This window comes from Candidatus Limnocylindrales bacterium (genome assembly GCA_035626395.1).
In the GTDB taxonomy this organism is placed as follows: Bacteria; Desulfobacterota; Binatia; order UBA1149; family CAITLU01; genus DASPNH01.
On record DASPNR010000002.1, the window covers coordinates 457387 to 480703 of the forward strand.

At 68.8% G+C, this 23317-nt stretch carries 20 protein-coding genes; 15 read left to right on the forward strand and 5 right to left on the reverse strand.

Features of this window, described 5'->3' with window-relative positions:
• The first annotated feature begins 118 nt into the window (after nt 1-118).
• The 15 genes from gspC (at nt 119) to VEC57_02475 (ending at nt 17227) form a co-directional block, all read left to right on the forward strand.
• Nucleotides 119-994 carry a type II secretion system protein GspC gene (gspC, locus tag VEC57_02405; protein HYB97963.1) on the forward strand — a complete coding sequence of 292 codons (876 nt, stop codon included), beginning with the start codon at nt 119-121 and terminating at the stop codon, nt 992-994.
• Nucleotides 991-3600: a type II secretion system secretin GspD gene (gspD, locus tag VEC57_02410; protein HYB97964.1), complete on the forward strand. Its 2610-nt coding sequence runs from the start codon at nt 991-993 to the stop codon at nt 3598-3600. Before gspC ends, gspD begins: the two co-directional genes overlap by 4 nt.
• 1 nt (nt 3601) lies before the next feature.
• Nucleotides 3602-5302 (forward strand): type II secretion system ATPase GspE, encoded by a 1701-nt coding sequence (gspE, locus tag VEC57_02415; GenBank protein HYB97965.1) that lies wholly within the window; start codon nt 3602-3604, stop codon nt 5300-5302.
• A gap of 6 nt (nt 5303-5308) precedes the next feature.
• Nucleotides 5309-6517, forward strand: a complete 1209-nt coding sequence (gene gspF, locus VEC57_02420; protein ID HYB97966.1) for a type II secretion system inner membrane protein GspF — start codon at nt 5309-5311, stop codon at nt 6515-6517.
• A gap of 179 nt (nt 6518-6696) precedes the next feature.
• Nucleotides 6697-7173, forward strand: coding sequence for a type II secretion system major pseudopilin GspG (gspG, locus tag VEC57_02425; GenBank protein ID HYB97967.1), 477 nt, complete (start codon nt 6697-6699; stop codon nt 7171-7173).
• Nucleotides 7154-7807, forward strand: coding sequence for a type II secretion system protein (locus VEC57_02430; protein HYB97968.1), 654 nt, complete (start codon nt 7154-7156; stop codon nt 7805-7807). The genes gspG and VEC57_02430 overlap by 20 nt, the downstream gene beginning before the upstream one ends.
• Nucleotides 7801-8253 carry a prepilin-type N-terminal cleavage/methylation domain-containing protein gene (locus tag VEC57_02435; GenBank protein HYB97969.1) on the forward strand — a complete coding sequence of 151 codons (453 nt, stop codon included), beginning with the start codon at nt 7801-7803 and terminating at the stop codon, nt 8251-8253. The genes VEC57_02430 and VEC57_02435 overlap by 7 nt, the downstream gene beginning before the upstream one ends.
• Entirely contained in the window at nt 8250-9047 is a 798-nt protein-coding gene (locus tag VEC57_02440) for a prepilin-type N-terminal cleavage/methylation domain-containing protein (GenBank protein ID HYB97970.1), read from the forward strand. Before VEC57_02435 ends, VEC57_02440 begins: the two co-directional genes overlap by 4 nt.
• On the forward strand, nt 9037-10041 hold the full coding sequence (gene gspK, locus VEC57_02445; GenBank protein ID HYB97971.1) for a type II secretion system minor pseudopilin GspK: 1005 nt from the start codon (nt 9037-9039) through the stop codon (nt 10039-10041). Before VEC57_02440 ends, gspK begins: the two co-directional genes overlap by 11 nt.
• 1 nt (nt 10042) lies before the next feature.
• Complete coding sequence (locus VEC57_02450; GenBank protein HYB97972.1) at nt 10043-11908, forward strand: PilN domain-containing protein; 1866 nt, start codon at nt 10043-10045, stop codon at nt 11906-11908.
• A complete protein-coding gene (gene gspM / locus VEC57_02455) occupies nt 11905-12459 on the forward strand; it encodes a type II secretion system protein GspM (GenBank protein HYB97973.1) in 555 nt (184 codons plus the stop codon). The genes VEC57_02450 and gspM overlap by 4 nt, the downstream gene beginning before the upstream one ends.
• A 12-nt stretch (nt 12460-12471) precedes the next feature.
• Nucleotides 12472-13290, forward strand: a complete 819-nt coding sequence (gspN, locus tag VEC57_02460; GenBank protein HYB97974.1) for a type II secretion system protein GspN — start codon at nt 12472-12474, stop codon at nt 13288-13290.
• Nucleotides 13291-13658: 368 nt separating this feature from the next.
• The gene (locus VEC57_02465) at nt 13659-14774 is read left to right on the forward strand and encodes a hypothetical protein (protein ID HYB97975.1); all 1116 of its coding nucleotides are present in this window, start codon (nt 13659-13661) and stop codon (nt 14772-14774) included.
• Between the two features lie 392 nt (nt 14775-15166).
• Nucleotides 15167-16090: a DUF6345 domain-containing protein gene (locus tag VEC57_02470; protein HYB97976.1), complete on the forward strand. Its 924-nt coding sequence runs from the start codon at nt 15167-15169 to the stop codon at nt 16088-16090.
• 12 nt (nt 16091-16102) lie between these two features.
• Nucleotides 16103-17227 (forward strand): hypothetical protein, encoded by a 1125-nt coding sequence (locus VEC57_02475; protein ID HYB97977.1) that lies wholly within the window; start codon nt 16103-16105, stop codon nt 17225-17227.
• A 126-nt stretch (nt 17228-17353) separates the two neighbouring features.
• Here the strand turns inward: VEC57_02475 and lpxC are convergent, their stop codons facing one another.
• From lpxC to ruvC, 5 genes are all read right to left on the reverse strand, one after another.
• On the reverse strand, nt 17354-18643 hold the full coding sequence (gene lpxC, locus VEC57_02480) for a UDP-3-O-acyl-N-acetylglucosamine deacetylase (protein ID HYB97978.1): 1290 nt from the start codon (nt 18641-18643) through the stop codon (nt 17354-17356).
• Nucleotides 18640-20835 carry an ATP-binding protein gene (locus VEC57_02485; GenBank protein ID HYB97979.1) on the reverse strand — a complete coding sequence of 732 codons (2196 nt, stop codon included), beginning with the start codon at nt 20833-20835 and terminating at the stop codon, nt 18640-18642. The genes lpxC and VEC57_02485 overlap by 4 nt, the downstream gene beginning before the upstream one ends.
• Before the next feature lie 13 nt (nt 20836-20848).
• Nucleotides 20849-21871 (reverse strand): Holliday junction branch migration DNA helicase RuvB, encoded by a 1023-nt coding sequence (gene ruvB / locus VEC57_02490; protein HYB97980.1) that lies wholly within the window; start codon nt 21869-21871, stop codon nt 20849-20851.
• A gap of 3 nt (nt 21872-21874) precedes the next feature.
• Nucleotides 21875-22462 (reverse strand): Holliday junction branch migration protein RuvA, encoded by a 588-nt coding sequence (gene ruvA, locus VEC57_02495; GenBank protein ID HYB97981.1) that lies wholly within the window; start codon nt 22460-22462, stop codon nt 21875-21877.
• A 193-nt stretch (nt 22463-22655) separates the two neighbouring features.
• Nucleotides 22656-23201: a crossover junction endodeoxyribonuclease RuvC gene (gene ruvC, locus VEC57_02500; protein HYB97982.1), complete on the reverse strand. Its 546-nt coding sequence runs from the start codon at nt 23199-23201 to the stop codon at nt 22656-22658.
• Nucleotides 23202-23317 lie beyond the last annotated feature (116 nt).

Here is a 23317-nt window from a genome sequence, read left to right on the forward strand (position 1 = left end):
CAGGCTCGCCGAGCGGGCGACGTTTAACCCGCGAGTTTCAGGCAGTCAACCGAACCGGTGCGATAAGTACGCGCAAAACTTGAACTTCTTACGTGATATCCATACGCTTCGCGCGGTGTTGCGCACAACTGGACTGCGGCGGGCCCTGCGGCTTACCCAATACGTGCTCGTCGTCGTCACTGCCTATGCGGGCGCCCTCGTTGCCGTCAAAGCTGCCGACCTGGATCTGGAGCCGGATCTTCCCGAGGTCTCCACGCAGCCGGCCGCGGCGATCGAGAGCGAGCAGCGGCGTGTCGGCGAAGGCGTGATCCTGCGCCGCAATCTGTTCGGCGTGGCCGGAATCGAGACCGACGACGATGTCGTGGTGGCGGCGCGCGCCGACCTTCGCCTGCGCGGCGTGGCCCAGGGCGAGCGCGGCGCGTTCGCCGTCTTCGAGGACAAGGCTTCGGGCAAGCAGAACGTTTTCGCCGTCGGCGACAAGATCTTCGATGGACCGCGCCTGGTATCCGTCGATGGAAGAAGCGCCCTGGTGGCGTACAAGGGAAAGAAGCAGCGCTACGAGATCGAGGACGAGTCGCAGGCCGACGGCGGCGACGCCAGGAAGAGCCGGGACAAGTCGGGCAAGCCGGCCGCCGCGGGCTCGGGGAGCACGGGCGGGATCCGCAAGACGGGCGAGGCGGCCTACCTGGTGGACCGGCGCGAGGTCGACCACTCGGTGGCCAACCTCAACGCGGTCATCACGCAGGTTCGCGCGGTTCCGGTCCTGAAGGACGGGCAGAGCTCGGGCTTCAAGCTGTTCAACATCCGCAGCGGGTCCATCTTCGAGAAGATGGGGCTGCAGGACGGCGACGTCGTGCAACGGGTCAACGACACCGAGCTTTCGGACCCGGCGCGCGCAGTCGGTTTGCTCGAGGAGGTGCAATCGATGGGAGAGGTTCGCGTGGATTTCCTCCGCGGCGGCAAGCCGCACTCCTACAAGTACACCATCCAATGATGGCGCCGTTGCCGGGCGTTTTTCGTCGGCGGCTGGGCCTGGCGCAGCCGGCGATGTCGTGGCCGCGGCTTCTGGCGCGACGCGCGAAGTTCTCGCAGCGGCTTCTGGCGCGACGCGCGTGCGTGACGCTGGCCGCCGCGCTGCTGGCGGTAGCCTCCGCCGCCCTGCCCGCTGGCGCGCAGGATCAGGACCTGGAGCCGCCGGCCGATCCGAATCAGATCGTGATGAACTTCGAGGAGGTCGAGCTGACGGCCTTCATCAAGTTCATCAGCAAGGTCACCGGCAAGAACTTCGTCTTCGGCGACAAGATCACCGGCACCGTCTCGGTGGTCTCGCCGACGCCGGTTACGCCGAACCAGGCCTATCAGCTCTTCCAGTCGGTGCTGGCCACGCAGGGACTGACTACGGTCGACGAAGGCGTGGTCACGCGCATCGTTGCGACCAAGGACGCGCGCACCGCCGGCGCCACGGTGATCTCCGAGGGCGGCGAATATCCGGGCGGCTTCGGCACGCGCCTGATCTCGCTGCGCTACGTCGGCGCGGGCGACGTAGCGCGCGTGCTCGCGCCGCTGGTCAGCAAGGACGGCTCCATCGTTCCCTACGAGGGAACCAATACGGTCATCGTCAGCGATACCTCCTCCAACCTGGCCCGCATCTCCGAGATGGTCCGGGCCATGGACATCCCCGGGCACGAGGAGACCATCGCGGTCATTCCGCTGACGCACGCCGATGCTGCGCGCACGGCCGAGCAGATCATCGAGATTCTGGTAACCGGCGAAGGACGCAGCGGCGGCGGGCGTCGCCGCGGCGGCGGCGGCGGCGATGACAAGAAGGACACCTCGCCCTCGCCCTCCCCGACGTCTGGCGCCCCGCAGCCCACGGGCTTCAAGATCACACCGGACGAGCGCACCAACTCGCTGATCGTGCTGGCGCCGGCAGTGGAGATGCGACGCATCCGCGCGCTGGCGGCGAGCCTGGACGTTCCGCTGCGCCCCGGCGAAGAACGCGTGCACGTCTATTATGCCAAGCATGCGGACGCTGAAGCCCTGGTCGAGGTCGTCTCGGGCATGCTGCTCGGCGGGAGAAGCCGGAGCCGGCGCGATCGCAAACAGCCCGACGACAGGCTGCAGCAGACGCAGGGCCTGCAGCCCACGCAGGCCGGATCTCCTCCGGCGGCGCAGACCGAAGACATCTCGATCACCGCCGATCCGGCGACCAACGCGGTCGTGGTCGATGCCGCGGCGCAGGACTGGAAGATCATCGAGGGCCTGCTGCTCAAGCTCGACATTCCGCGCCCGCAGGTCTTCATCGAAGCCATCATCGTCGAGGCCTCGGCCGACAAGGCCAAGGCGCTCGGCTTCGACTTCCGCGGCGGCGTCGACATCGGCGGCGGCGTCCTCGGCACCCAGACGAACCTCGGCGCGCTGGCGCAGGGCTTCGTCAATCCGCTCTCGCTCGGCGGCCTGGCGCTGGCGGCCGCCAGCAACGACACCATCGAGCTGCCCGACGGCAGCGAGATCCCCGCGCAGATCGCATTGTTCCAGGCGCTCGAGAACACGAGCGACATCGAGGTACTGTCGGCGCCGACGCTGCTGACGCTGGACAACCAGGAGGCCGAGATCATCGTCGGCCAGAACATTCCGTTCGTCACCGGCCGCGCCGCCGACATCAGCAACGTCGAGAACATCTTCACGACCGTGGAAAGGCGCGACGTGGGCATCAAGCTGCGCGTCAAGCCGCAGGTGGCCGAAGGCGACGTCATCGTGCTGACCGTGCAGGAGGAAGTCTCGGCTCTGGTCAGTGATCAGTTCTCCGACGACGTCGTGGCGCAGGTCGGGCCGACCACCACCGTTCGTTCGGCCAACACGACCGTCAGCGTGCAGGACGGCCGCACCGTCGTCATCGGCGGCCTGATGAGCAACCGCGTGCTCGACGGCAAGGGCAAGGTGCCGCTGCTCGGCGACATCCCGGGCCTGGGCCGGCTCTTCCAGTTCCGGCGCAAGGACGGCGAGAAGGTCAACCTGATCGTGTTCCTGACGCCGCACGTGATCCGCTCGCCGCGCCAGCTCGCCGAGATCAGCGAGGAGCGCCGCCTGCGCTTCCGCGCCGAGCTCAAGGACCCGATGCGTCCCCTGCCCGGCGATCCGGAGTTCGACGCGGTGCCGGTCATCGTCGAGACCATCGAGGCCGCGCCCGATGCCGACGCGGTCATCATCGAGGAGCGAACGGCGCCGGCGCGCGCGCCGGTCAAGCTGCGCGAGAAGGAGACGCTGACGATCGAGCCGGTCGCGCCGCCGCCTCCGCCGCCGATGCCGCAGAGCAAGGGCGCGCCGGCAACGCCTCAGGCAAAGTCGTCCGCGCGGCCCGCCGCGGTGGCCAACGTGCCGGCGCCGCCGCCCGAGCGGCAGGCCGCCGCGCAGGCGTCGCCGTCTGCATCCGCTTCGGCCGCGGCGAAGACGGCCGCGGCGGCATCCGCGCGCGAGGCCGCGGCGCGCAAGCAGGCCGAGACCGATCGCACCGAGAGCGCCTACCGTCACAACATGCGCGAGAAGAACAACCGCATCTATCCGCTCAATCGCGACACGCGCGAGCGCACTGCGTTCTGAGGTGGCTTTGACGCCCGCACCGCTCGCGCACGCGCTGGCCGAAGCCGGCATCGGACCCGAACAGCTCGAGACCGCACGCCGCAAGGCCGGCAGCGACGGCGATCTGGGCCCGCACCTGGAAGCCATCGCCGGCTTTCCGCAGCAGCGCTTCGCGGAGCTGCAGGCGCGCGTGCTCGGCCTGACCTTCGCCGACACCATCGACACCGATGGCATCGATTCGCAGCTGCTCTCGGTAGTGTCGATGCAGCAGTGCCGGCGCGGGCGCGTGCTGCCGCTGTCGCTCGAGGACGGCCGCCTGCTGGTGGCCACGGCCGATCCGTTCCGCCTGGGCCCGCTCGACGACCTGCGCGTCATCTACGGCGTGGAGATCGAGCCGGTGGTGGTGCCTTCCTCGGTGCTGCTCGAAGGCATCAATCGCGCCTTCGACCGCGCCGCCACCGGCGCCTCGCGCCTGGTCGATGACATGGAAGGCCACAACTCGCTGGCGATGAGCGCGGCCGAGCTCTCCGAAGCTCCCGACCTGCTCGAGGCCGAGGATGCCGCCCCGATCATCCGCCTGGTCAACTCGCTGATCTTCCAGGCCGCCAAGGACGGCGCCTCCGACATCCACATCGAGCCGTTCGAGCGTGTCACGTCCATCCGCTTCCGCGTCGACGGCATGATGAGCGAGGTTCTTGCGCCGCCGCGCCGCATCCATCCCGCCATCGTTTCGCGCATCAAGGTGATGGCCTCGATGAACATCGCCGAGAAGCGCCTGCCGCAGGACGGCGGCATCCGCACGCGCGTTGCCGGCCGCGAGCTCGACATTCGCGTCTCGACCGTGCCCACGGCCTTCGGCGAGCGCGTCGTGATGCGACTGCTGGATCGCAGCGCCACGCTGCTCGGCCTCGAAGAGCTGGGAATGTCGGGCGGCAACCTGTCGGCGCTGCGGCGCCTGATCGTGCAGAGCCACGGCATCGTGCTGGTGACCGGCCCGACCGGAAGCGGCAAGACGACGACGCTCTACGCCGCGCTCTCGGAGATCAACTCGCCCGAGAAGAACATCATCACGATCGAGGATCCCATCGAGTACCAGCTCCGGGGCGTCGGGCAGATCCAGGTCAATCCCAAGATCGACCTCACCTTCGCCAGCGGCCTGCGCTCGGTGCTGCGACAGGACCCGGACGTCATCATGGTCGGCGAGATTCGCGACGTGGAGACGGCGCGGATCGCGATTCAGGCGGCGCTGACAGGCCACCTGGTGTTCTCCACGCTGCACACCAACGATTCCTTCAGCGCCATCACGCGTCTGCTGGACATGGGCATCGAGCCCTTCCTGGTCTCCTCTTCGGTGATCGGCATCGCCGCGCAGCGCCTGGTGCGCAAGCTGTGCCCGGCATGCGCCGTTCCGGCCTCGGCCAGCGATCCGACGCTGGCGGAGCTCGGCATCGCGCGCGACCGCAAGCGCGCCAGCATTGCCGGCCCCGGCTGCGCGCACTGCCGTCACAGCGGCTATCGCGGGCGTCTGGCAATATCGGAGATCCTGGTGACGGACGATTCGCTGCGCGCCGGCATCATGGAGCGCACCGACGCCGCCACGCTGCGGGATCGCGCGCTGGCGCGGGGCATGTCGACGATGCGCGGCGACGGAGCGACCAAGGTGCAGGCCGGCATCACCACCGCCGCCGAGGTCCTGCGCGTCACGACCGAAGACGCCGAATAGAGCTGCATGCCATCCTTCCGCTACAGCGGTGTCTCGGCCTCCGGTCGCACGGTGTCGGGCACCATCGAAGCCGACAACCCGCGCGCGGCGCGTGCACGCCTGCGCGAGACCGGCATCTTCGCATCCTCGATGCAGGAGACCGCGCAGGGCCAGCAGGCGAGCGCGCTGTCGCTGCAGCGGCGGGTATCGCCTTCGCAGCTGGCGCGCACGCTGCGGCAGCTGGCCACGCTGCTGCGCGCGGGCGTGCCGCTGGACGAAGCGGTCGAGACGCTGCGGCGCCAGCGCACGGCGCCCGCGCTCGGGCAGGCGCTGGAAGCGGTGCGCGTGCAGATCCGCGAGGGCTCGACGCTGGCGGCGGCCATGGCCCGCCATCCTTCGGTCTTCCCTTCCATCTATACGGGCATGGTCGAGGCCGGCGAGGCGAGCGGCGCACTCGACACGGTGCTGGACCGCGTCGCCGACCACGCCGAAGGCCAGGCTCGCCTCCGAGCGCGCGCGATGGCGGCGCTGATGTATCCGGCCATCATGACGGTGGTCGGCGGTGCCATCGTGCTGTTCCTGCTCGCCTATGTCGTCCCGCAGGTCACGCGCGTGTTCGTCGAGGCACGCCAGGAGCTGCCGCTGCCGACACGGCTGCTCATGGGCATGGGATCGTTCCTGGCCAGCTACGGCCTGGTGCTGTTCGTGCTGGTGCTGGGCGGCCTCATCGGCCTGCGGTACGCAATGACGGGTGAGGCCGCTCGGCGGCGTGCCGAGCGAATACTGTTCGCCATACCTCGTCTAGGAGAGATGGTGCGCGACATCGCGGTTGCGCGCTTTGCCCAGACCCTGGCGACGATGGTCAACGGCGGCCTGCCGCTGGTGGAAGCGCTGCGCATCAGCCGCACCTCCAGCGGAAGCCTGCTGCTGTCGGACGAGCTGGCAAAGGCCGAAACCTCGGTGTCCGAAGGCGCCTCGCTGGCGGCTTGCATCGGAGCCAGCCCGCTGTTCGATCCGCTGGTGGTCGACATGATCGCGGTCGGCGAGCGCAGCGGCGAGCTCGAGACCATGCTCGGGCATGCGGCCGGCGCCATCGAGGAACAGGTCAAGCAGCGAATCGAGACCATGGCGGCGCTGCTCGAGCCCGTGATGATCCTGCTGATGGCCGGTGTGGTGCTGTTCGTGGTGCTGGCGATCCTTCTACCGGTGTTCGACATGAACCAGCTCGTGAAGTGAGGGCGGCGTAGATGAAAATTTGGCAGAGCGTCAACGACATCGACGAATCGCAGCCCGTCCTGGCGCGGCCGCGGGCGTGTCTGCGGCGGACCGCGTCGCGTCTCGCGCTTCGTGTCCGCCGCGGACATGCCCGCGGCCGCGCCCCAGCAGTTGGCCGGCCCCCGACACCGCGGGCGTGTCTGCGGCGGACCGCGTCGCGTCTTGCGCTTCGTGTCCGCCGCGGACATGCCCGCGGCCGCGGCTCGGCGCAGCGGGGCTTCACGCTCATCGAGATCCTGGTGGTCGTGATGATCCTGGGCCTGCTGATCTCGCTGGCCGCGCCGCGGCTGATCGGACGGACCGATGATGCCAAGGTCGTCAAGGCCAAGGCCGACATCACGGCCATCGAGCAGGCTCTCAACATGTACAAGCTGGACTCGGGCTACTATCCGACCTCCGAGCAGGGCCTGGAGGCGCTCGTCGAGGAGCCCACGCGCGGCGACGTCCCGCGCAACTACAAGGAAGGCGGCTATCTCGAACGCGTGCCCAAGGATCCGTGGGACAACGACTTCCTCTTCGCCAGCGACGGCTCCAGCTACGTCCTGCGCAGCCTCGGAGCCGACGGCAAGGAAGGCGGCGAAGGTTACGAAGCCGACATTGATTCGCGCGACTTCTAACCGGCGCCAGGCGCGCGCCTCGACTGCCTCGGCGCAGGCGCCCGCGGCATCCGGTTCGCCGCAGGCGCCGCCGTCGGGCCGCGCGCCTGCGGCACGCAAGCGCCCTGCCCCTGCGCGCCGCTCGCGCGGCTTCACTCTGATCGAGCTGGCGCTGACGCTGCTCATCGCCTCGATCCTGTTCTCGCTGCTGCTGCCGCGCCTGCCCGCGTTGACCGCGGCCCAGCTCGACGCCAGTGCCGACCGGCTCTCGGTGCTGATGACCTACCTGGCCGACGAGTCGGCGCTGCGCGGGCGCATCTACCGGCTCCTGCTCGACCTGGATCGCGACAGCTGGGAGATCACTTCCATCCGTCCCTACGTCACGCGCAAGGATGAGCCGCCCGAGTTCGAGGAAGAATGGGACGCCATCGCCGAAGACGGCGTCCTGCCCGAGGGCGTCCGCTTCGAGACCCTGATAACGCCCGAAGGCGAGCACATCAGCGGCCGGCAGCCGATCTATTTCCTGCCCGAAGGAGCGCCGCAGAGCGTGCGCGTGCGTGTGGCCGAAGACGACGGCGGCCTTCGCGAGATCGAGTTCGACGCGGCTTCCGGCGCCGCACGCGTGCTGACCGAGCAGGAGATGGAAGCATGGTGAACGTGCTGCGGCGCGGCCCGCGCGTGCGAGCGACCGGCGGCTTCACGCTCCTCGAGGTGCTGATCGCGGTCACGATCCTCGGCGTCGCCATCGTCTCGCTTCTGGGCCTGCACGCGCGCGACGTGCGTCTGATCTCGGAGGCGCAGGACATCACCGTGGCCGGAGCCTTGGCATCGGACATTCTGGCGGCCGCGCGCGTCGATCCCGACCTGGAAGAAGGCATCCTGGAGGGATCGTTCGTGGGGGATCCGCGACGCGCCGACGGCAAGCAGCTGATCTATGGCGGCCCTGACGCCGAGCGCTTCGTGTGGGTGCGCCAGGTCCTGCCGACCGCGCTGCCGACGCTGCGGCAGGTGCGCGTCATCGTGCGGCCCGCCGGCGAGGGTCGCACCGTGGCCGAGCTGTGGAGCGTGGTCCGCCTGGACGTGGAGGTGCCGCGCCTGTGAGAGCTGCGCGCGCCGAGTCCGGGCTGACGCTGCTCGAGCTGATGGTGGCCGTGGCGATCTTCGCGGTCGTCGGCTCGGGCATCTACTCGACGTTCATGACGGCCGTGATCACGCGCGACCATGCCACGCAGCGGGCGCGTCGCTACGCCGACGCACGCAATGCGCTCGATCGCCTGGAGCAGGACTTGCGCGGCGCATTCGACTCGCAGATCCGCGGCAATCTCGTGCCGCCGCTGCTGCGTGCCCCGCTGCCCGAGAACTCTCCGCTCGGCGATGATCGCGTGCTGCTGGAAATGACGACGATCTCGGCCCGTGGCGTGCTGGCCGCCGATGCGTTCATCGAGCACCCCGAGTTGCAGGAGCTTGCCGGCATCGCCGCCGATCGCGGTGAGCAGGCGCACGTGCGCTGGGTCGTGGACGAGGACGGCGACCTGCTGCGCTACGAGCTGCGGCCCGTGCGCGCCGAGCAGGTGGACTGGACGCTTGCGCCGTTCGAGATCATCGCTCGCGATGTGGCGGTCGCGTTCGAATTCTACGACCGGACGCAATGGTTCGGCTTCTGGGACTCGAGCGAGCCGGGCGACCAGCGCAATCGCCTGCCCACACTCGTGCGCACGCGCCTGGAGACCCACGACGAGGGCCAGCAGCCGGTCGTGCTCGTCAGCTCTGTGATCGTTCCCATGGCCGTGGAGACCGAAGCGCGACGCCGCAGCCCCTTCTTCCGCCAGCGCGAGCGCGACGGCAGGGACAGGAGCGGCGAGAAGGCCGACGAGGGCGACGGCGATGAGAGCTGACCGGCGACAGCGCGGGGTCGCGCTCCTTCTGGCGCTCTTGACGATGGTGCTGCTGACCGTCGTCGTCGTCGAGTTCACCTTCGCCACGCAGGTCGGCTACCGGCGCGCGGCCACCTGGCTGCTCGCCAAGCGCGCAGCGCTGGTGGCCGAGGGCGGGGTCATGGTCGCGTCCGAGGTCCTTGCGCAGGACTACCTGCTCAACCAGTACGACGCGCTGACCGACCTGTGGGCGCGCGAGCTGCCGCCCATCGACACCGGAAGCGGCCGCCTGCTGGTGCGCATCGAGGACGAACAGGGCCGCTTCAACGTCAACTCGCTCATCTCCGGCGCCAACTCGCTCCAGGGCAGGCGCTTCCAGACGCTGCTCGGCATCGTCAACCTCGACGCCTCGCTGGTGGCGCCGCTGGCGGACTGGATCGATCGCAACAAGGAGCCCAACGCCGGCATAGCCGGAGCCGAGGACGGCTACTACGCCACGCTCCCGCGGCCGTACACGGCGCGCAACAATCAGGTGCAGAGTTTTGCCGAGCTGGCGCTGGTGCGCGGGTACGAGCCGCGCGTGCTGGCTGCGCTGCGGCCTCTGATCAGCGCGCTTCCGCTCGACGACACCAAGGTCAATCCCAACACGGCGCCGGGGCCGGTGCTGCGCAGCATCGATCCTCGTCTGGCCGACGAGTCGCTGGTTTCGCGCCTGATGGAGCGACGCGTTCGCGAGCCGTTCCGCAATGCGGCGGCCATGCGCGCCGCGGAGGGCATGGATGCGTTCGCCGAAGGAGAGCTGGAGCGGCTGTTCACGTTCTCGAGCAGCTACTTCCGTGTGCGCTCGACGGCCGAGGTCGACGGCGTTTTCCAGTCGGTCGAGGCCCTGCTGTACCGCGAAAACGGCGAGGTCTTCGTGCTCCACCTGCTGCCGCGACGCGGCCCCAACATCGTCGGGGTCGATCTTGCAGCCACTGCTCGTATCGACGATACGAGCTTGATCGGAGCTTATTGAAGTGGGCAGCAAGACCCTGATCATCCAGATCGGCGCGCGGCGCGCTTGCGGAGCCGTCATCGAGTCGAGCATCGGCTCGCTGCACGTGACGCAGATCGTGGACCGGCCGTCGGTCGAGGAAGGACTGGGCGCGCTTGCCGCATTTGGTCCCTTCGATCGGGTGGTGGCCTCGCTGCCCGCCGAAGACGCTGCGTTCCGCATCCTGACCCTGCCCTTCCACGACCGGCGCCGCATCGCGCAGGCGGTGGGCCCTGCTCTCGAAGAGCACGTTCCGCTCTCGCTCGATGAAGCCGCGGTCGCCTGGGACTACAGCGGCCCCCAACGAAGCGGCGACGTCATCGCCGCCATGGCGCCGATCGCCCGGATCGAAGAGGTTCGCGCGCGAATCGAAGCGGCCGTCGGACAGCCGCGCCGTCTGCTGTGGACGCCGTCGGTGGTGCTCGCCGCCTACCGTCAGGCCATGGGCGAGAACGCCAGCTTCGTCGCCCTCGACGTGGGTCCCGACGGCGCCATCGTCGCATCGGTGCAGGAGGGCGCGTTGCGTGCCCTTCGCATGGTCGCGCCGTGCGAGCTGGATCTGATGAAGCGCAACGTCGTGTGGTCGGTGCGGACCATCGCCGCGCCCGGCGATCGCATCGTCATCGGCGGCCCGTGGGCTTCGCGGCTTGGCACGATGCTCGAGAAGGAGTTGACGGACCTTCGTCTGGAGCCGCTTCCGGCCGCCTCGCCCGTCGCAGGCTTCGGCGACCGCGACTGGCGCGAGCTGACCGCCGTCGCCGGCCTGGTGCTCGCGGCAGCCGGCGAGCACGCGCCGCCGTCGATCGATTTCACGCCGGCCGGCGGCGGCCTGCTCGGCATCCGCTCCCTTTCGGAGCTTCCTGACGAAGCGCGACCGGTGCTGCGATGGGGCGCGGCAGCTCTGGCACTGCTGGCCCTGTCGATAGGCCTGGACTACTTCGAGCTGATTTCGCAGCGCAACGCTGTCGCCGACCGCGCCGAAGAGATCTATGTCACGGCAATGCCGTCGGGCAGCGGCGGCACCGGCCGCAAGCTCAAGATGGAGATGCGGCTGAACGAGCTCACGACGCGCGCGGGCAGCATCGGCACGGGCGCCTCCGCCTCGCCGCTGCAGGTGATGGCGGTGCTCTCGCAGTCGGTTCCGAAGAGCCTGGCCGTGGAGCTCTCGCAGCTCGAGCTGCTGCCGCCCAACGTCAAGATCAGCGGCAACGCCGAATCCTTCGAGGCGGTGACCAAGCTGCAGGAAGCGTTGCGCAAGAGCGGCAGCTTCAACCGCGTCGATGTCCGTGAGGTGCACGCGGCCGTCAGCGGCGGCGGCGTCGATTTCCTGCTCGACCTGGGCATCGGCGAGGGCGAGCCGCGTGCGACCGCGACGGAGGCGCGCACAACAGCGCCCGCGCCTGCCGCGCGTGAAACGGCCCCGCCGCCATCACCGCCGCCGAGCCCCGATGCAGCAGCGGCCGGCGACGATGCGGGCGGCGAAGAAGCGGCCGACGCTGCGCCCAAGGACGCAGCGAAGGTCGATGACAATCCGCGGCGGGATGGCGGCGAACGCAGCGCCAAGGCGGCCGCCAAGGCCGCAGCCAAAAAGGAAGCCAAGCTGGCGGCCAAGACCGCGCTCAAGGCGGAGCGGCAGGCTCAGCGCGAAGCCGAGAAGAAGGTCCGCGCCGAGGCGAAGGCGCGCAAGAAGGCCGAGCGGGCCGCCGTCGGAAAGAAGCCGCGCCAGGGCAAGACCGGCGGCGCCAAGGATGCGCGCTCCGACAAGCCGCGCCCGGCCAGGCCGCGCGCGGACAAGGCGACGGACGGACGAGATGGCGGCTCGATCCGCGACGCGGGAGGCGATGCGTGAAGCAGTTCCTGCATCAGATCGAGCTGGCGCTTTCGCGGCTGAGCCCGCGCGAGCAGCGGCTGGTCGCCATCTTCGGCGGCCTGCTCGCCGTCGTGGTGGTCTGGTCGTTCCTGCTCGCACCGGTGCTGGCGGGACGCCAGCAGCTTGCCGAAGAGATCGTCACGCTCAGCGAGGACCTCGCCGACCTCGAGAAGCTCAGCCGGCAGATACGCGCGGCGCAGGCCGGCGGCGCCGCCAAGGCGCGGCCGACCGAAAGTGACGCAGGCTTCTCTCTGCTGGCGTTCGTCGACAAGGCAGCGCGCGCATCGCTTCGAGCCGAGTCGATCGCCGCGATGAGCCCCGGACAGCGTGCGCTCGATCAGGGCCGGCAGGAAAGCATGGTGGAGCTTCGGCTGTCGGCCGTCACGCTGCCGGAGATCGTCGAGCTGCTGCGCAGCATCGAGGACGACGACAGCGCCGTCTACGTCAAGCAGTTCCACATGAAGAAGCGCTACGAGGATCCTTCGCAGTTCGACGTCACGCTGGTAACGGCCACCGTCACGCGCATCTGATCCGTCCGGCCGATGCGCATTCTGGCCTTCCTGATCCTGTTCCTGATCTTCGTCGCCGTGACCGCGCCGCTCGAAAAGCTCATCACGCCCTACCTCAGCTCGCTGGCCGCAGCCGGCGTCGACGTGCGCATCGGGAGCGCACGGCTGGCGCTTCCCGCCGGCCTGCGCGTGAGCGACGTGCGGGCCAGCAGCGAGGACTTCGACTTCGATGTCGGGCTGGACTCTGTCTATGTCGGCATCAACCGCAGTTTCGACATCGACGCCTGCGGCGGCACCGTTCGCGGCCGCCTTCAGGGTGACCGCCTGGAGATGTCGATGCGCGGCTTCGACCCGTCACGGTGCCTGCGCATCGGACAGGTGACGCTGGAAAGCCCCATCGACGGCACCGTCGAGCTCCAGGGCCTGTCCGTCTTCGACCTGCGGCTGCGGCCCGACAGCCGCGCCAGCATCGACCTGCGCTCGGCCGGCGGGATCTTCGGCGGGCATCTGCCGTTCATCGGACCGCAGGGACCGACGCTGGTGCCCGTCGGCGACTGGGAGTTCGGCGACGTCGTCATGCGCGGACGGTTCGAGGGCGGCAGATTGCTGGTCGAGGAAGGCCATGCGCTGACGAGCGGCGTGCAGTGGGAGCTGACGGGCGCCACGCTCAAGCCGGCCGATGGCGATACGGAGGAGCTGCGCATCGATTTTCGCGCACGCATGGTCGAGGAGTCGCCGCGTGCGAACATGCTGATGGGCCTGTTGCCCAAGGCCACGGCGGACGCCGACGGATGGCGTCGCTACCGGCTGGTCACGACGGCAGGCGGACCCAAGCTCATCGGTCTGCAGTAGCGCGCACGTCCGTCGACCGTCGCCATCGGCCGCGCGCCTCCCTGTTGTCCCCCGGATACACACACGCGCAGTCATGACACGCCGTATGCAACTTTGCGGCTAAAGAAAGCCGTTGCCATCCCGGCAACCTCGCCCCCACTCAAGACGAGCGTGCTCGCGATGTGGCCGCTGCACTACGACCGGCCGCGCACAGCCGCTGAGCGTCTCTGACTGCCCAACAACTTTCGCCTGTCGAGTTGCGACCGCAGCAGTACGTGGCGGCGGTCGTTGCCCACATCGCGGATCGTACCCGTTGACGGTGACACCACGGCAGACTAGCGCGGGACCTCGACAGGGCTTGTCATGCCGCGAGCCCGGAGGGTCTCGTCATGATGGATCGTTTTCCGTGGGCGCGCTCGGCGTGGCGCGATGCGGCTGTGGTGGTCGTGCTGCTCGCTTCTGCTTCGCCTGTTTCGGCCAGCTGTCCCGAGTTCCGGCGTTTGGCCGAAGCGGCGCTTCCGTCGCAGGTCGGCAACCGTCTGGCTCTCGCCAAGCTGCTCAACCCGCCCGTCCATCCGCAGCTGCCGGACTTTCTGGCAGAACCGGCCAACATGCGGCGCACGCTGATCGGCCTTCGCACCGTCGGCCTGAAGCCCGACCGCAAGAGCTGCGGCCTGAGCAAGGGCAGCCGTCGCTCGGCATCCGCGTCCACCGAGTGCCTGCTGCGCAGCGCCAGGACCGGGGACTCCGGCCGCATCCGTGTCGCCGAGGGCGAGATCGCGGTCGCCGGCTCGCCGCCGGTGCATGTGGCTTTGCACGGCATCGTCAGCCTCACCAGCGATGCCGCGGTGATCAACACGGCGCGCGCCGCCGCTCGTTCCTGGGGCGTGCCGGTGGAGGAGATCCAGCGAAGCGATCAGGGGCTGATCGTGCAGCGCCATACCACCGTCTCCGCCCAGCCATCCGCTCATGCCGTGCAGGCGCGGGATTCCCCGGTCCGTAGCGTCGCACCGCTCGTCGAGCTGCAGCCGGGGCAGGTTCGTGTGCTCGCCGGCCGGCAGGTAGCCGGCGTGCCCGTGCTCGGATCGGGGCTGGAGGCCGTGCTGGACGGCGAAGGCCGAATCGTTCGCACCAACATTCGCTGGCCGCGCTTCTGCATCGACCCTCAGCTCGTGACCAGGCTGGACGAGAAGCTGGCTGCGCGCCAGCAGGTGATCCAGAAAGTCGTCGACTCGCTGACGGAGAAGAACGCATGCGGCTCGCTCAGCCGCCTCGGCGCCAGCATTCTCTACGTGCGGTCGGCCTCCGGGCGCTGCTATGTGCCGGCGCTCGCCCTTCATCCCGTGCAGAAGGACGGCGTCAACGCCGCCCTGGAAGGCGAGCCGCAGTATCTGATTCCGCTGCTGCGCGAGGATCCGCCAAACGGTCAGGAGAATATCGCGCAGCCGCGCAAGGAAGAACCGATGCTGGCGAGCGGCACTACACAGCAGCAGCCGATCAAGTGATGAAGAGGATCGCGGCGGATGACCGCACGACGACTCGCGCCGAACGATGCCTGGCGACGATGCTCTCCCCCGTCGAGAAAACGGGATCCGCGCGACCGGCACCGCGCGACGGCAGGCACGCACCGACCGTCATCGCATCGGCCGCTCTCGCCCCCACGCAAGAAGTCGAGTCGTCGTTCCGAGCCGCCTTCGGCTGTTCTTGCGCGGCGCGCCGGCGACGGCGGCGGCTGAAGCCTGCTGAAGTTTCGCTTCGGCCCGCCCGGCTGTTCCTGCTCCGTTTCGCGATGTCACGTCACGGGATGATTGACGGCAACAGCGCAGCGCAGTAGCCGCGAGCACTGGAGGGGCGCGCATTTTCGGCGGGCCCGGTGGGTTTCAAGGAGGGTTTGTCCATGACGATCCTGCATCAGTGCGTGCCACGCACGGCGTGGCACGTCCTTCTCGCCATCGCTTCTGTCTTCGCTTCCGCTTCCCCCGCTCTCGCAAATCATCTCGAAGCGAAGATGTACGGCGTCGACAACTGGGACCTCGACTGTTCGGGCAACAGCCTGAACTGGAGCGCACAGGTCGACCGCTGGTACAACGAGATGGACGATCACGGCTGGTACACTCGCGACGGTCGCTTCGTCGACACCGGCATGGACCGCAGCCCCTTCTGCGATCCGGACAGCGGCGCCTCGCCGTGCGTCGACCACAACCGCATGGACGACGGCGACGCCGTGATGGTTTTCTATCACGGCGGTGACAGCGGCAATCACTGGCGCGCGCTCGTGCGCAGCGACGGCGGCGCCGCCGTCAACGACTGCTACATCGACTCGCCCGAATCCTCGACGGAAGGCGGCAACGGTGCCGAGCTGTTCGCCGGCGACATGGACATGGAGTTCCTGCACCTCTCCTCGTGCCAGAGCCTCGACGACGACAACCTCAACCACGCCTGGCGCATGATGCGCGATCCGATCGATTCCCCCGCCAGCGGACAGCGCCTGCATCAAGTCGGCGGCTTCCACGGCTGCATGTGGATCGGTTCGAGCTGGCGCGACGACTACGAGGATTTCGCGGACGATGCCTTCTCGACCTCGATCAAAAACGCATGGCTCGACAACCACTACCGCAACAACGTCGGCGAGGACGACGAGGAGCAATGCCCCGTCGCCATGGCCATCGGCACCAGTGAGGCCGACTGCTTCAACCGCATAGACAACGAGCGTTACAACAACATCTTCGGCGACCCCGCCGGCAATAACTACTACTGCTACTACTTCTTCGACGGCTGTAACCCCGCCTGCGAAGATGCGTTCAACGATCCCAACGACTGAGGGGAGGAAGCCATGAAGACTGTCGTGACCGTCGCGTTTCTCTTCTCCGTGGCGCTTCTCGGGTCCGCTCCGGCCGCAGCGCAGCAGAGCTGCGAGGACTTCCGCACGCTCGCCGAAGGCGCCGTTCCATCCACCGTCGGCGACCGTAGCGTGATGGACCAGCTCCTGAATCCGCCCATCGCCAAGCCACAGCTTCCCGACTTCCTGGCCGACCCGACGAACATGCGACGAGCCCTCAAGCTGCTCGGCTCCCGCGGCCTGAGAGCCGACCCGAGCGACTGCAGGTTCGCCGGCAAGCTCCGGAAAGGTGCGGTCGGCCAGGATCCTGGACAGGAGATCGACTGCACGCTGCGCAGCCGGCGCGCGAATGAGGCCGCGCGTCTGGATCTCGCCCGAGGCAAGGTCACCTATCTGAATTCGGACCGGAACCACGATGGCGCCGCGGGCATCGAGAACACGACCAGCGACCAGGACGCCGTCGCGCGCACCATGCAGGCCGCGCTGGCTTGGGGTGTTCCCGGCGAGGAGATCCGCCCGCCGGGCAACGGCCTGCTGGTTCGTCACTTGATGGCGTCCAGTGTGCCGCTGGTCGACGAGCGGCCGATCACGGAGCAGGCCAAGACGCACACGGCGGAGATTCACGTGATCACGGGCCGCCACGTCGGCGGAGTACCGGTCTTCGGATCGCTGCTGAAGACGGCGATCGACGTCAACGGGCAGGTCGCGCGCACGCACATCCGATGGCCGCGCTTTTGCCTGGTGCCGGGCCTGCAGCAGAACCTCGACGAGACGCTGATGAGCCGCGAGGAGGTCATCCAGAAGGTCGTCGAAACGCTGGGGGCGCAGAACAAGTGCGGGACGCTGAGCAAGCTGCGCGCGAACATCATGTACGTGCGCACGTCGCAGGAGTCGGAGGCGGAGGTCAACGACTCGCGCGACGAGTCGAATACGACGCGCGGCGACGACGATCGCGGCGTCGCCGGCGAGGACCCTGCCGACGGCGGCGAGCCCTGCTACATGCCGGCGCTGACGCTGCACGCATTTCCAAATGAGCCGGAACCGGACAGCGGACAGATCGGCATGGGGGCGCCGGAGTACGTCGTGCCCTTGATCCGGGCGGATCCGACACGGGGGTAATTCAGGCGGATCCGCCGCCGAGCGCGCCAGGAGCGGCCGAGGAGGAGAGCGGTGCTTCTGGCGCGCGGTCGGCCTGGGGCGGCGCGAATCGGCACGGCCGATGCAGCCGCGTGCAGCGCACCGCGCTCAAACACCGGCGACATTTCCTACGCGCTCGGCAATCGCCCGCACCATCGCCACGTTGTGCGAATGCCCGGTCTTGCGCGCGTGGATGTGCGCCCGGATCGGCGCGCCCAGCAGATAGAAGTCGCCCAGGATGTCGAGGATCTTGTGGCGGGCCAGCTCCTCGGGAAAGCGCAGCTCGGTGTTCACGATGCCGGTCTCGCCGATGAGGATGAAGTTGCTGAGCTGACCGCCCTGCCCCAGCCCCGCGCTCTCCAAAGCCCGAATCTCGTCGACGAAGCCGAATGTTCTGGCGGGCGCGATCTCGCGCTTGAAGTCCTCGACGCTGCGCATCTCGAAGGTGTAGGTCTGATCGCCGATCGGCGCCGGGTAGGACAGCTCGTAGGTGATGCGAAGGCCGTCGTAAGGCCGCACCGACAGGAACTGCCCCGGCGCCGGATCGATTCGGATCTCTTCGAGCAGCCCGACCGCGGCAATGTGCGAGTCCTGCTCTTCGATCCCGGCCTGCTCGACCAGCTCGCACAGCTCGACGGCCGAGCCGTCGAGGATCGGCACTTCGCCTTCGATCTTCACCAGCAGGTTGGTGATGCCGTAAGCATGCAGCGTGGCCATCAGGTGCTCGACCGTGCGCACCGCCAGACCCTTCTTGTACAGGGTGGTCGCGTAGCCGGTGGAATCGACGTTCCCGACGACGGCTTCGACCTCGCCGCCACCGGAGACGCTGCTGAAGACGATGCCGCTGCCGGGCGGCATCGGATGCAGGATGATGCCGGTGCGCACCCCGCTGTGCAGGCCCAGACCGGCGCCGACCACCGAGCGCGCCACCGTGCATTCGCGGACTCGCGGCTCCCAGGCCGCGCCGGATCGCGCAAGCGACGCGACGGCCTGTGCCGCGCGCGCCGCCTCACGCTTGCGGCCTCGATCCAGCGCGTTGCCGACCGCATCGACGAGCGCCTCGATGCTGAAGGGCTTCTCGATGAAGTCGGCCGCGCCGAGCTTGGTCGCGCGCACGGCCGTTTCGATGCTCCCGTGTCCCGAGATCACGATCACCGGAAGGCGCGCGTGCTCGTGCTTGAGCTTCTCGAGCACCTGGATGCCGTCCATGCCCGGAAGCCACACATCCAGCAGCACCAGGTCCGGACACTGCACGCGCGCCGCGGCCAGCGCCTCCAGGCCGTCGCGCGCATAACGGACGCGGAAGCCCTCGTCCGTCAGCACCGCGCCGATGGTGTCGCGAACGGTGGAGTCGTCGTCGACGACGAGGATGCTGCGATACACCGGCGCTGCCCTCATGCCCGATGCTGGCCGGACGAAGCCGGGAACTCAATCACGAAGCGCGTTCCCTGCGGCTGATTGGGGCGCACGCGCAGGTAGGCGTGATGGTCGGCGGCCATCGAGGCGACGATCGCCAGGCCGAGGCCGGTGCCTTCGGGCTTGGTGGAGAAATACGGCTCGAAGATGCGCGAGCGCGACGACGCGGGAATGCCGGGGCCGGTGTCGCCAACCTCGAGCACGACCCGCGAAAGATCGGCGTCGTGACGCGTGGTGACCTCGATCGCCCGCGGCGAGCCATTGTTCGAGGAGACCGCCGAGACGGCGTTGTCGAGCAGATTCATCAGCGAACGCTTGACCGCATCGCGATTGATGCGCACCGGCGGCAGGTCCGTGCCGGCGTGGAAGCTGAGCGAAATGTCGGGGCGCGACTGGCGGTACAGCGGCAGCGTCTCCTCGACCAGCGGGTTGAGGTCCTGCACCGTCTTGTCGGCGCTGGCGGACTGGGCGAATTGCGAGAACTCGTTGACGAGCTGCTTGAGGCCGTCGACCTCGTTGACGATGGTGGCCACGCACTCCCGCACCAGCTCGGCATCGCCGCCCGGGAGTTGCGTGCTCAGGCGCCGGCCCAGGCGCTGCGCGCTCAGCTGGATCGGCGTAAGGGGATTCTTGATCTCGTGCGCGACGCGGCGCGCGACCTCGCGCCAGGCCTCCATGCGCTGGATCTCCTGGATCTGCGAGACGTCCTCGAAGAACAGCACCGAGCCCATCGGCTCGGCGCGGCCGCGGCGCAGGTTGGCGGCGGTCACCAGCAGCGTGCGCTCCTGATCGAGCAGCTTGACGTTGATGCCGCTGCCCGGGACCAGCCGTCCCAGCTGCACCTCGCGCAGCATCGTGACGACCTCGCCGAAGCCTGCCTCCTCGAACACCTCCTCGGCGCTGCGTCCGACGCTGCTCTGCTCGCGCAGACCCAGGAGCTGGAGCGCCGCCGGGTTGATCGTGCCGATGCGGCCGTCGGGGCCGATGGAGACGACGCCGGCGGCGATGTTGGCCAGCACGTTCTCGATGTACAGCCGCCGCTCCTCCAGCGCGTCGCGGCTGCGCTTGAGCTCGGCGGTCATGGCGTTGAACGATCGCACCAGCGTGGCCACCTCGTCGCCGCCCTCCTCGGGCAGCGCCACGTCCAGGTGCCCGGCCGCGACCTCGCGCGTCGCTTCGGCCAGATGTCCGATCGGATCGGTGATCCCACGCGCCATGTAGAGGCCGAGCCAGGTGGCCGAGAACACGACGACGAGCGAGGCCAGCAGCATCGTCATCAGATAGATGTTCTTGAACGGCTGCTTGTTGAGCTTGAGGCGGCGGAACTCGCGGAAGGAGTCGAGAATCTGCGCGGCCCACGCCCGCGGGCTTTCGCCGATCACCTTCTCGACGATGACGACGCCGAGCAGGCTCTCGTCGCCGCCGCGAATGGGCGCGGAGCCGCGGATGATGTCCGTCGTTTCCTGGCTGTCCACGCGCGTGAGCACCTCGCCGCGGCGCGCCGCCGCCAGCATCTCCTCCTCGCCATGCAGCGGATTGACGTTCGCCGATTCGGCCGCGCCAACGACCACCATCGGTTTGCCATTGGCATCCAGGACCTCGATGCGCGCCAGCCCATGCACCTGCTGCTCGGCGCTGAGGCGTGCCCGCAGGCCCTCCTTCTTGTTGCGGTCGATGAGACCGCCCTGCGAGATGTCGCGCGAGAGCGCCCGCGCATGCGCCACCGCATCATCGGCGGCGTCGCGATAGTAGGAGCGCGCCATGCCGTAGGCGCCGTCGAGAGCTTCTTCGACTTCGGTGCCCAGCCAGTCGTCGATGCCGTTGGCGACGAACTGATACGACATGATCACCATCACGACCGCAGGGAACAGCGCGATCGTGACGAAGGCCAGCACCATCGAGGTCCGAAGGTGGCTTCCCATGATGCCGCGGCGGCGCTCGAGCAGCAGCCGCAGCACGTTGCGCACCGTCAGAAAGGCGACCAGCAACAGCAGGACGATGTTGAGATTGACGAGCAGGAACGAGAGGACGTTGCCGGCCGCGCCCCGCGTCTCGGGATTGCCGATCTCCCAGATCGCGAAGGCGGCCACGGCCACGCCCGCGGCCACCACCGTCCACATCTCGCGGCGGCGGCGGCGCTGCTCGGAAGTTGGCTCGTTGCCGCCGTTGCTCATGGCTGCGAACTGGTCAGTCGAAAAGGGAGCGCTGCTCGCGTCGCGGCGTCACGCCGAGGTGCTGGTAGGCGCGCGCGGTGGCAACGCGTCCTCGCGGCGTCTTCTGCAGGAAGCCGCAGCGGATCAGGTACGGCTCGTACACTTCCTCGAGCGTGTCGGCGTCCTCGCCGAGCGCCGCGGCCATCGTCTCGATCCCCACGGGGCCGCCTTCGAACTTCTCGACGAGGATCGAAAGGAACCGCCGGTCCATCGCATCGAAGCCGGCGGCGTCGACGCCGAGGGTCTGCATCGCGGCCTCCGCCACCTCGGCGGTGATGTGGCCGCGGGCCTTGACCTGCGCATAGTCGCGCAGACGGCGCAGCAGCCGGTTGGCGACGCGCGGCGTGCCGCGCGAACGCTCGGACACCAGGCGGGCGGCATCGTCATCGATACCGATACCGAGCCGGCGCGCCGAGCGCCGCACGATCTCGGCCAGCTCGAACGGCTCGTAGAACTCGAGTGTGAACGTGTTGCCGAAGCGTGAGCGCAGCGGGCCGCTGAGCATGCCCGAGCGCGTGGTGGCTCCGATCAACGTGAAGCGTGCCAGCGACAGCGAGATCGACCGAGCCGACGGCCCCTCGCCGATGACGATGTCGATGCGGTAGTCCTCCATGGCCGGGTACAGGATCTCTTCGATCGCCTTGCCGAGCCGGTGGATCTCGTCGATGAACAGGACGTCGCCGCGCTCGAGCGAAGTCAGGATCGCCGCCAGATCGCCCGCCTTCTCGATGACCGGTCCGCTGGTGGGGTGGATGCGCCCGCCCATCGCGCGCGCCACGATGTGCGCCAGAGAGGTCTTGCCGAGACCCGGTGGTCCCACCAGAAGCAGATGATCGAGCGTCTCGCCGCGTGCCCGGGCTGCCGCGATCGCGATCTCCAGGTTCCGGCACACCGCGCCCTGCCCCACGTAGTCGGAGAGTGACTCGGGGCGCAGGCTGACTTCGCCGGGAAGCTCTTCGGCGGCGGCGACGGGTGTGTTCGGTTGCTGCGTGGTCATCGGCTAGGCCGCGCTCGGTGGCTGCTTGCTCAGCGCGCGACGAATCAGGTCCTCGATGGTCCCGTCGCTGCTGGCGGCTGCCACCCGCACCATGCGTTCGGCCTCGCCCCGCTTGTAGCCGAGTCCGACGAGAGCCGACACCGCATCCTCTTCTATACCGTGCGCAGCCGCCGCGCCCGCTGCCGGCTCGGGCGACATCTTGCCGCGAAGATCGAGCAGCACCCGTTCGGCCGTCTTCTTGCCGATGCCGGGGACGGCGACGAGCTTGGCAAGATCGGAGGCAGCCACGGCCTTGGCCAGCTCGTCGGGGGCGATGCCGGACAGGATCGAGATGGCCAGGCGCGGGCCGATGCCGCTGACGCCTCGCAGCAGATTGAAGGCGCTGCGCTCCTCGGCGGTGGCGAACGCGAACAGCTCGAGCGCGTTCTCGCGCATGTTGGTGATGGCGAGCAGTTCCACCGGCGCACCCGCCGGTGGCAGCGCGTAGAACGTCTGCAGGGAGATCTGGGCCTGGTAGCCGACGCCGCCGCAGTCGATCAGCACCTCGCCCGGCTGTTTGGCGGCAAGGGTGCCGCGGAGGCGGCCGATCATTGGTAATCGCCTCCGCCGCAGGCGTCGGCTGTTGGGTAATCGCCTCCGCAGGCGGCGGCTGTTCGGTAATCGCCTCCGCAGGCGTCGGCTGTTGGGTAAGCGCCTCCGCAGGCGTCGGCTGTTGGGGCGGCGGGTGTTGTTGCGGCGGGGACGCGGGCGCTGCCTGCTCCCCAGCGGCGGCGGGCGGGGCTGCTCATAGCCTTGCCGTGCGCCAGCTGCGGCCGCGACCTCGGGTCAGGCCTCGCAGGGACAGGGCGTCCGAGACGCGGGCATCGAAGCGGCCGCTCAGGCCATGGCACAGAGCGGCGGCAAGAGCGTCGGCGGCATCCGTCCTGGGCAGCTCGGCCAGGGAGAGAAGTCGCGCGATGGCGGCCTGAACCTGTGCCTTGTCGGCCTTCCCATAACCGACGACGGCCTTCTTGATCATCATCGGCGTGTACTCGTTGACGCGAATGCCGCGGGCGGCAGCGGCGGCCATGGCCACGCCGCGCGCTTCCCCGATGCGAAAGGCGCTCTGGACGTTGCGGGCGACGAAGTTGCGCTCGAGGCTGACGTCGGTCGGAGAGTGCTGGTCCACGACGGCCAGCAGTTCGGCGTAGACGAGGGAGAGGCGGCAGGCGACGTCGCCGCGTCCGGCCTCGATCGTCCCCGACGCGACGTGCGTCAGCCGGGCGCCGTCGAGCTCGACGACTCCCCACCCACAAACAATCGTTCCGGGATCGACCCCGAGTACCCGCATCCCCACCCTCCTCGCCGCCGCACCGAATCTCGCCGGCGCCGGCCGCTGCCCTGGCGCCGCGCAGTTCGGGCCGGCATCGTGCTACTCCTACGCCTGCTCCGGCACCGTGCGAAACC

Excerpts from the sequence above, each read along its gene's own strand:
- gspD (HYB97964.1), top strand. The coding sequence starts at position 991 with ATGATGGCGCCGTTGCCGGGCGTTTTTCGTCGGCGGCTGGGCCTGGCG.
- gspF (HYB97966.1), top strand. The coding sequence starts at position 5,309 with ATGCCATCCTTCCGCTACAGCGGTGTCTCGGCCTCCGGTCGCACGGTG.
- VEC57_02435 (HYB97969.1), top strand. The coding sequence starts at position 7,801 with ATGGTGAACGTGCTGCGGCGCGGCCCGCGCGTGCGAGCGACCGGCGGC.
- gspK (HYB97971.1), top strand. The coding sequence starts at position 9,037 with ATGAGAGCTGACCGGCGACAGCGCGGGGTCGCGCTCCTTCTGGCGCTC.
- gspN (HYB97974.1), top strand. The coding sequence starts at position 12,472 with ATGCGCATTCTGGCCTTCCTGATCCTGTTCCTGATCTTCGTCGCCGTG.
- VEC57_02465 (HYB97975.1), top strand. The coding sequence starts at position 13,659 with ATGATGGATCGTTTTCCGTGGGCGCGCTCGGCGTGGCGCGATGCGGCT.
- VEC57_02470 (HYB97976.1), top strand. The coding sequence starts at position 15,167 with ATGACGATCCTGCATCAGTGCGTGCCACGCACGGCGTGGCACGTCCTT.
- VEC57_02475 (HYB97977.1), top strand. The coding sequence starts at position 16,103 with ATGAAGACTGTCGTGACCGTCGCGTTTCTCTTCTCCGTGGCGCTTCTC.
- lpxC (HYB97978.1), bottom strand. The coding sequence starts at position 18,643 with ATGAGGGCAGCGCCGGTGTATCGCAGCATCCTCGTCGTCGACGACGAC.
- VEC57_02485 (HYB97979.1), bottom strand. The coding sequence starts at position 20,835 with ATGAGCAACGGCGGCAACGAGCCAACTTCCGAGCAGCGCCGCCGCCGC.
- ruvB (HYB97980.1), bottom strand. The coding sequence starts at position 21,871 with ATGACCACGCAGCAACCGAACACACCCGTCGCCGCCGCCGAAGAGCTT.
- ruvA (HYB97981.1), bottom strand. The coding sequence starts at position 22,462 with ATGATCGGCCGCCTCCGCGGCACCCTTGCCGCCAAACAGCCGGGCGAG.
- ruvC (HYB97982.1), bottom strand. The coding sequence starts at position 23,201 with ATGCGGGTACTCGGGGTCGATCCCGGAACGATTGTTTGTGGGTGGGGA.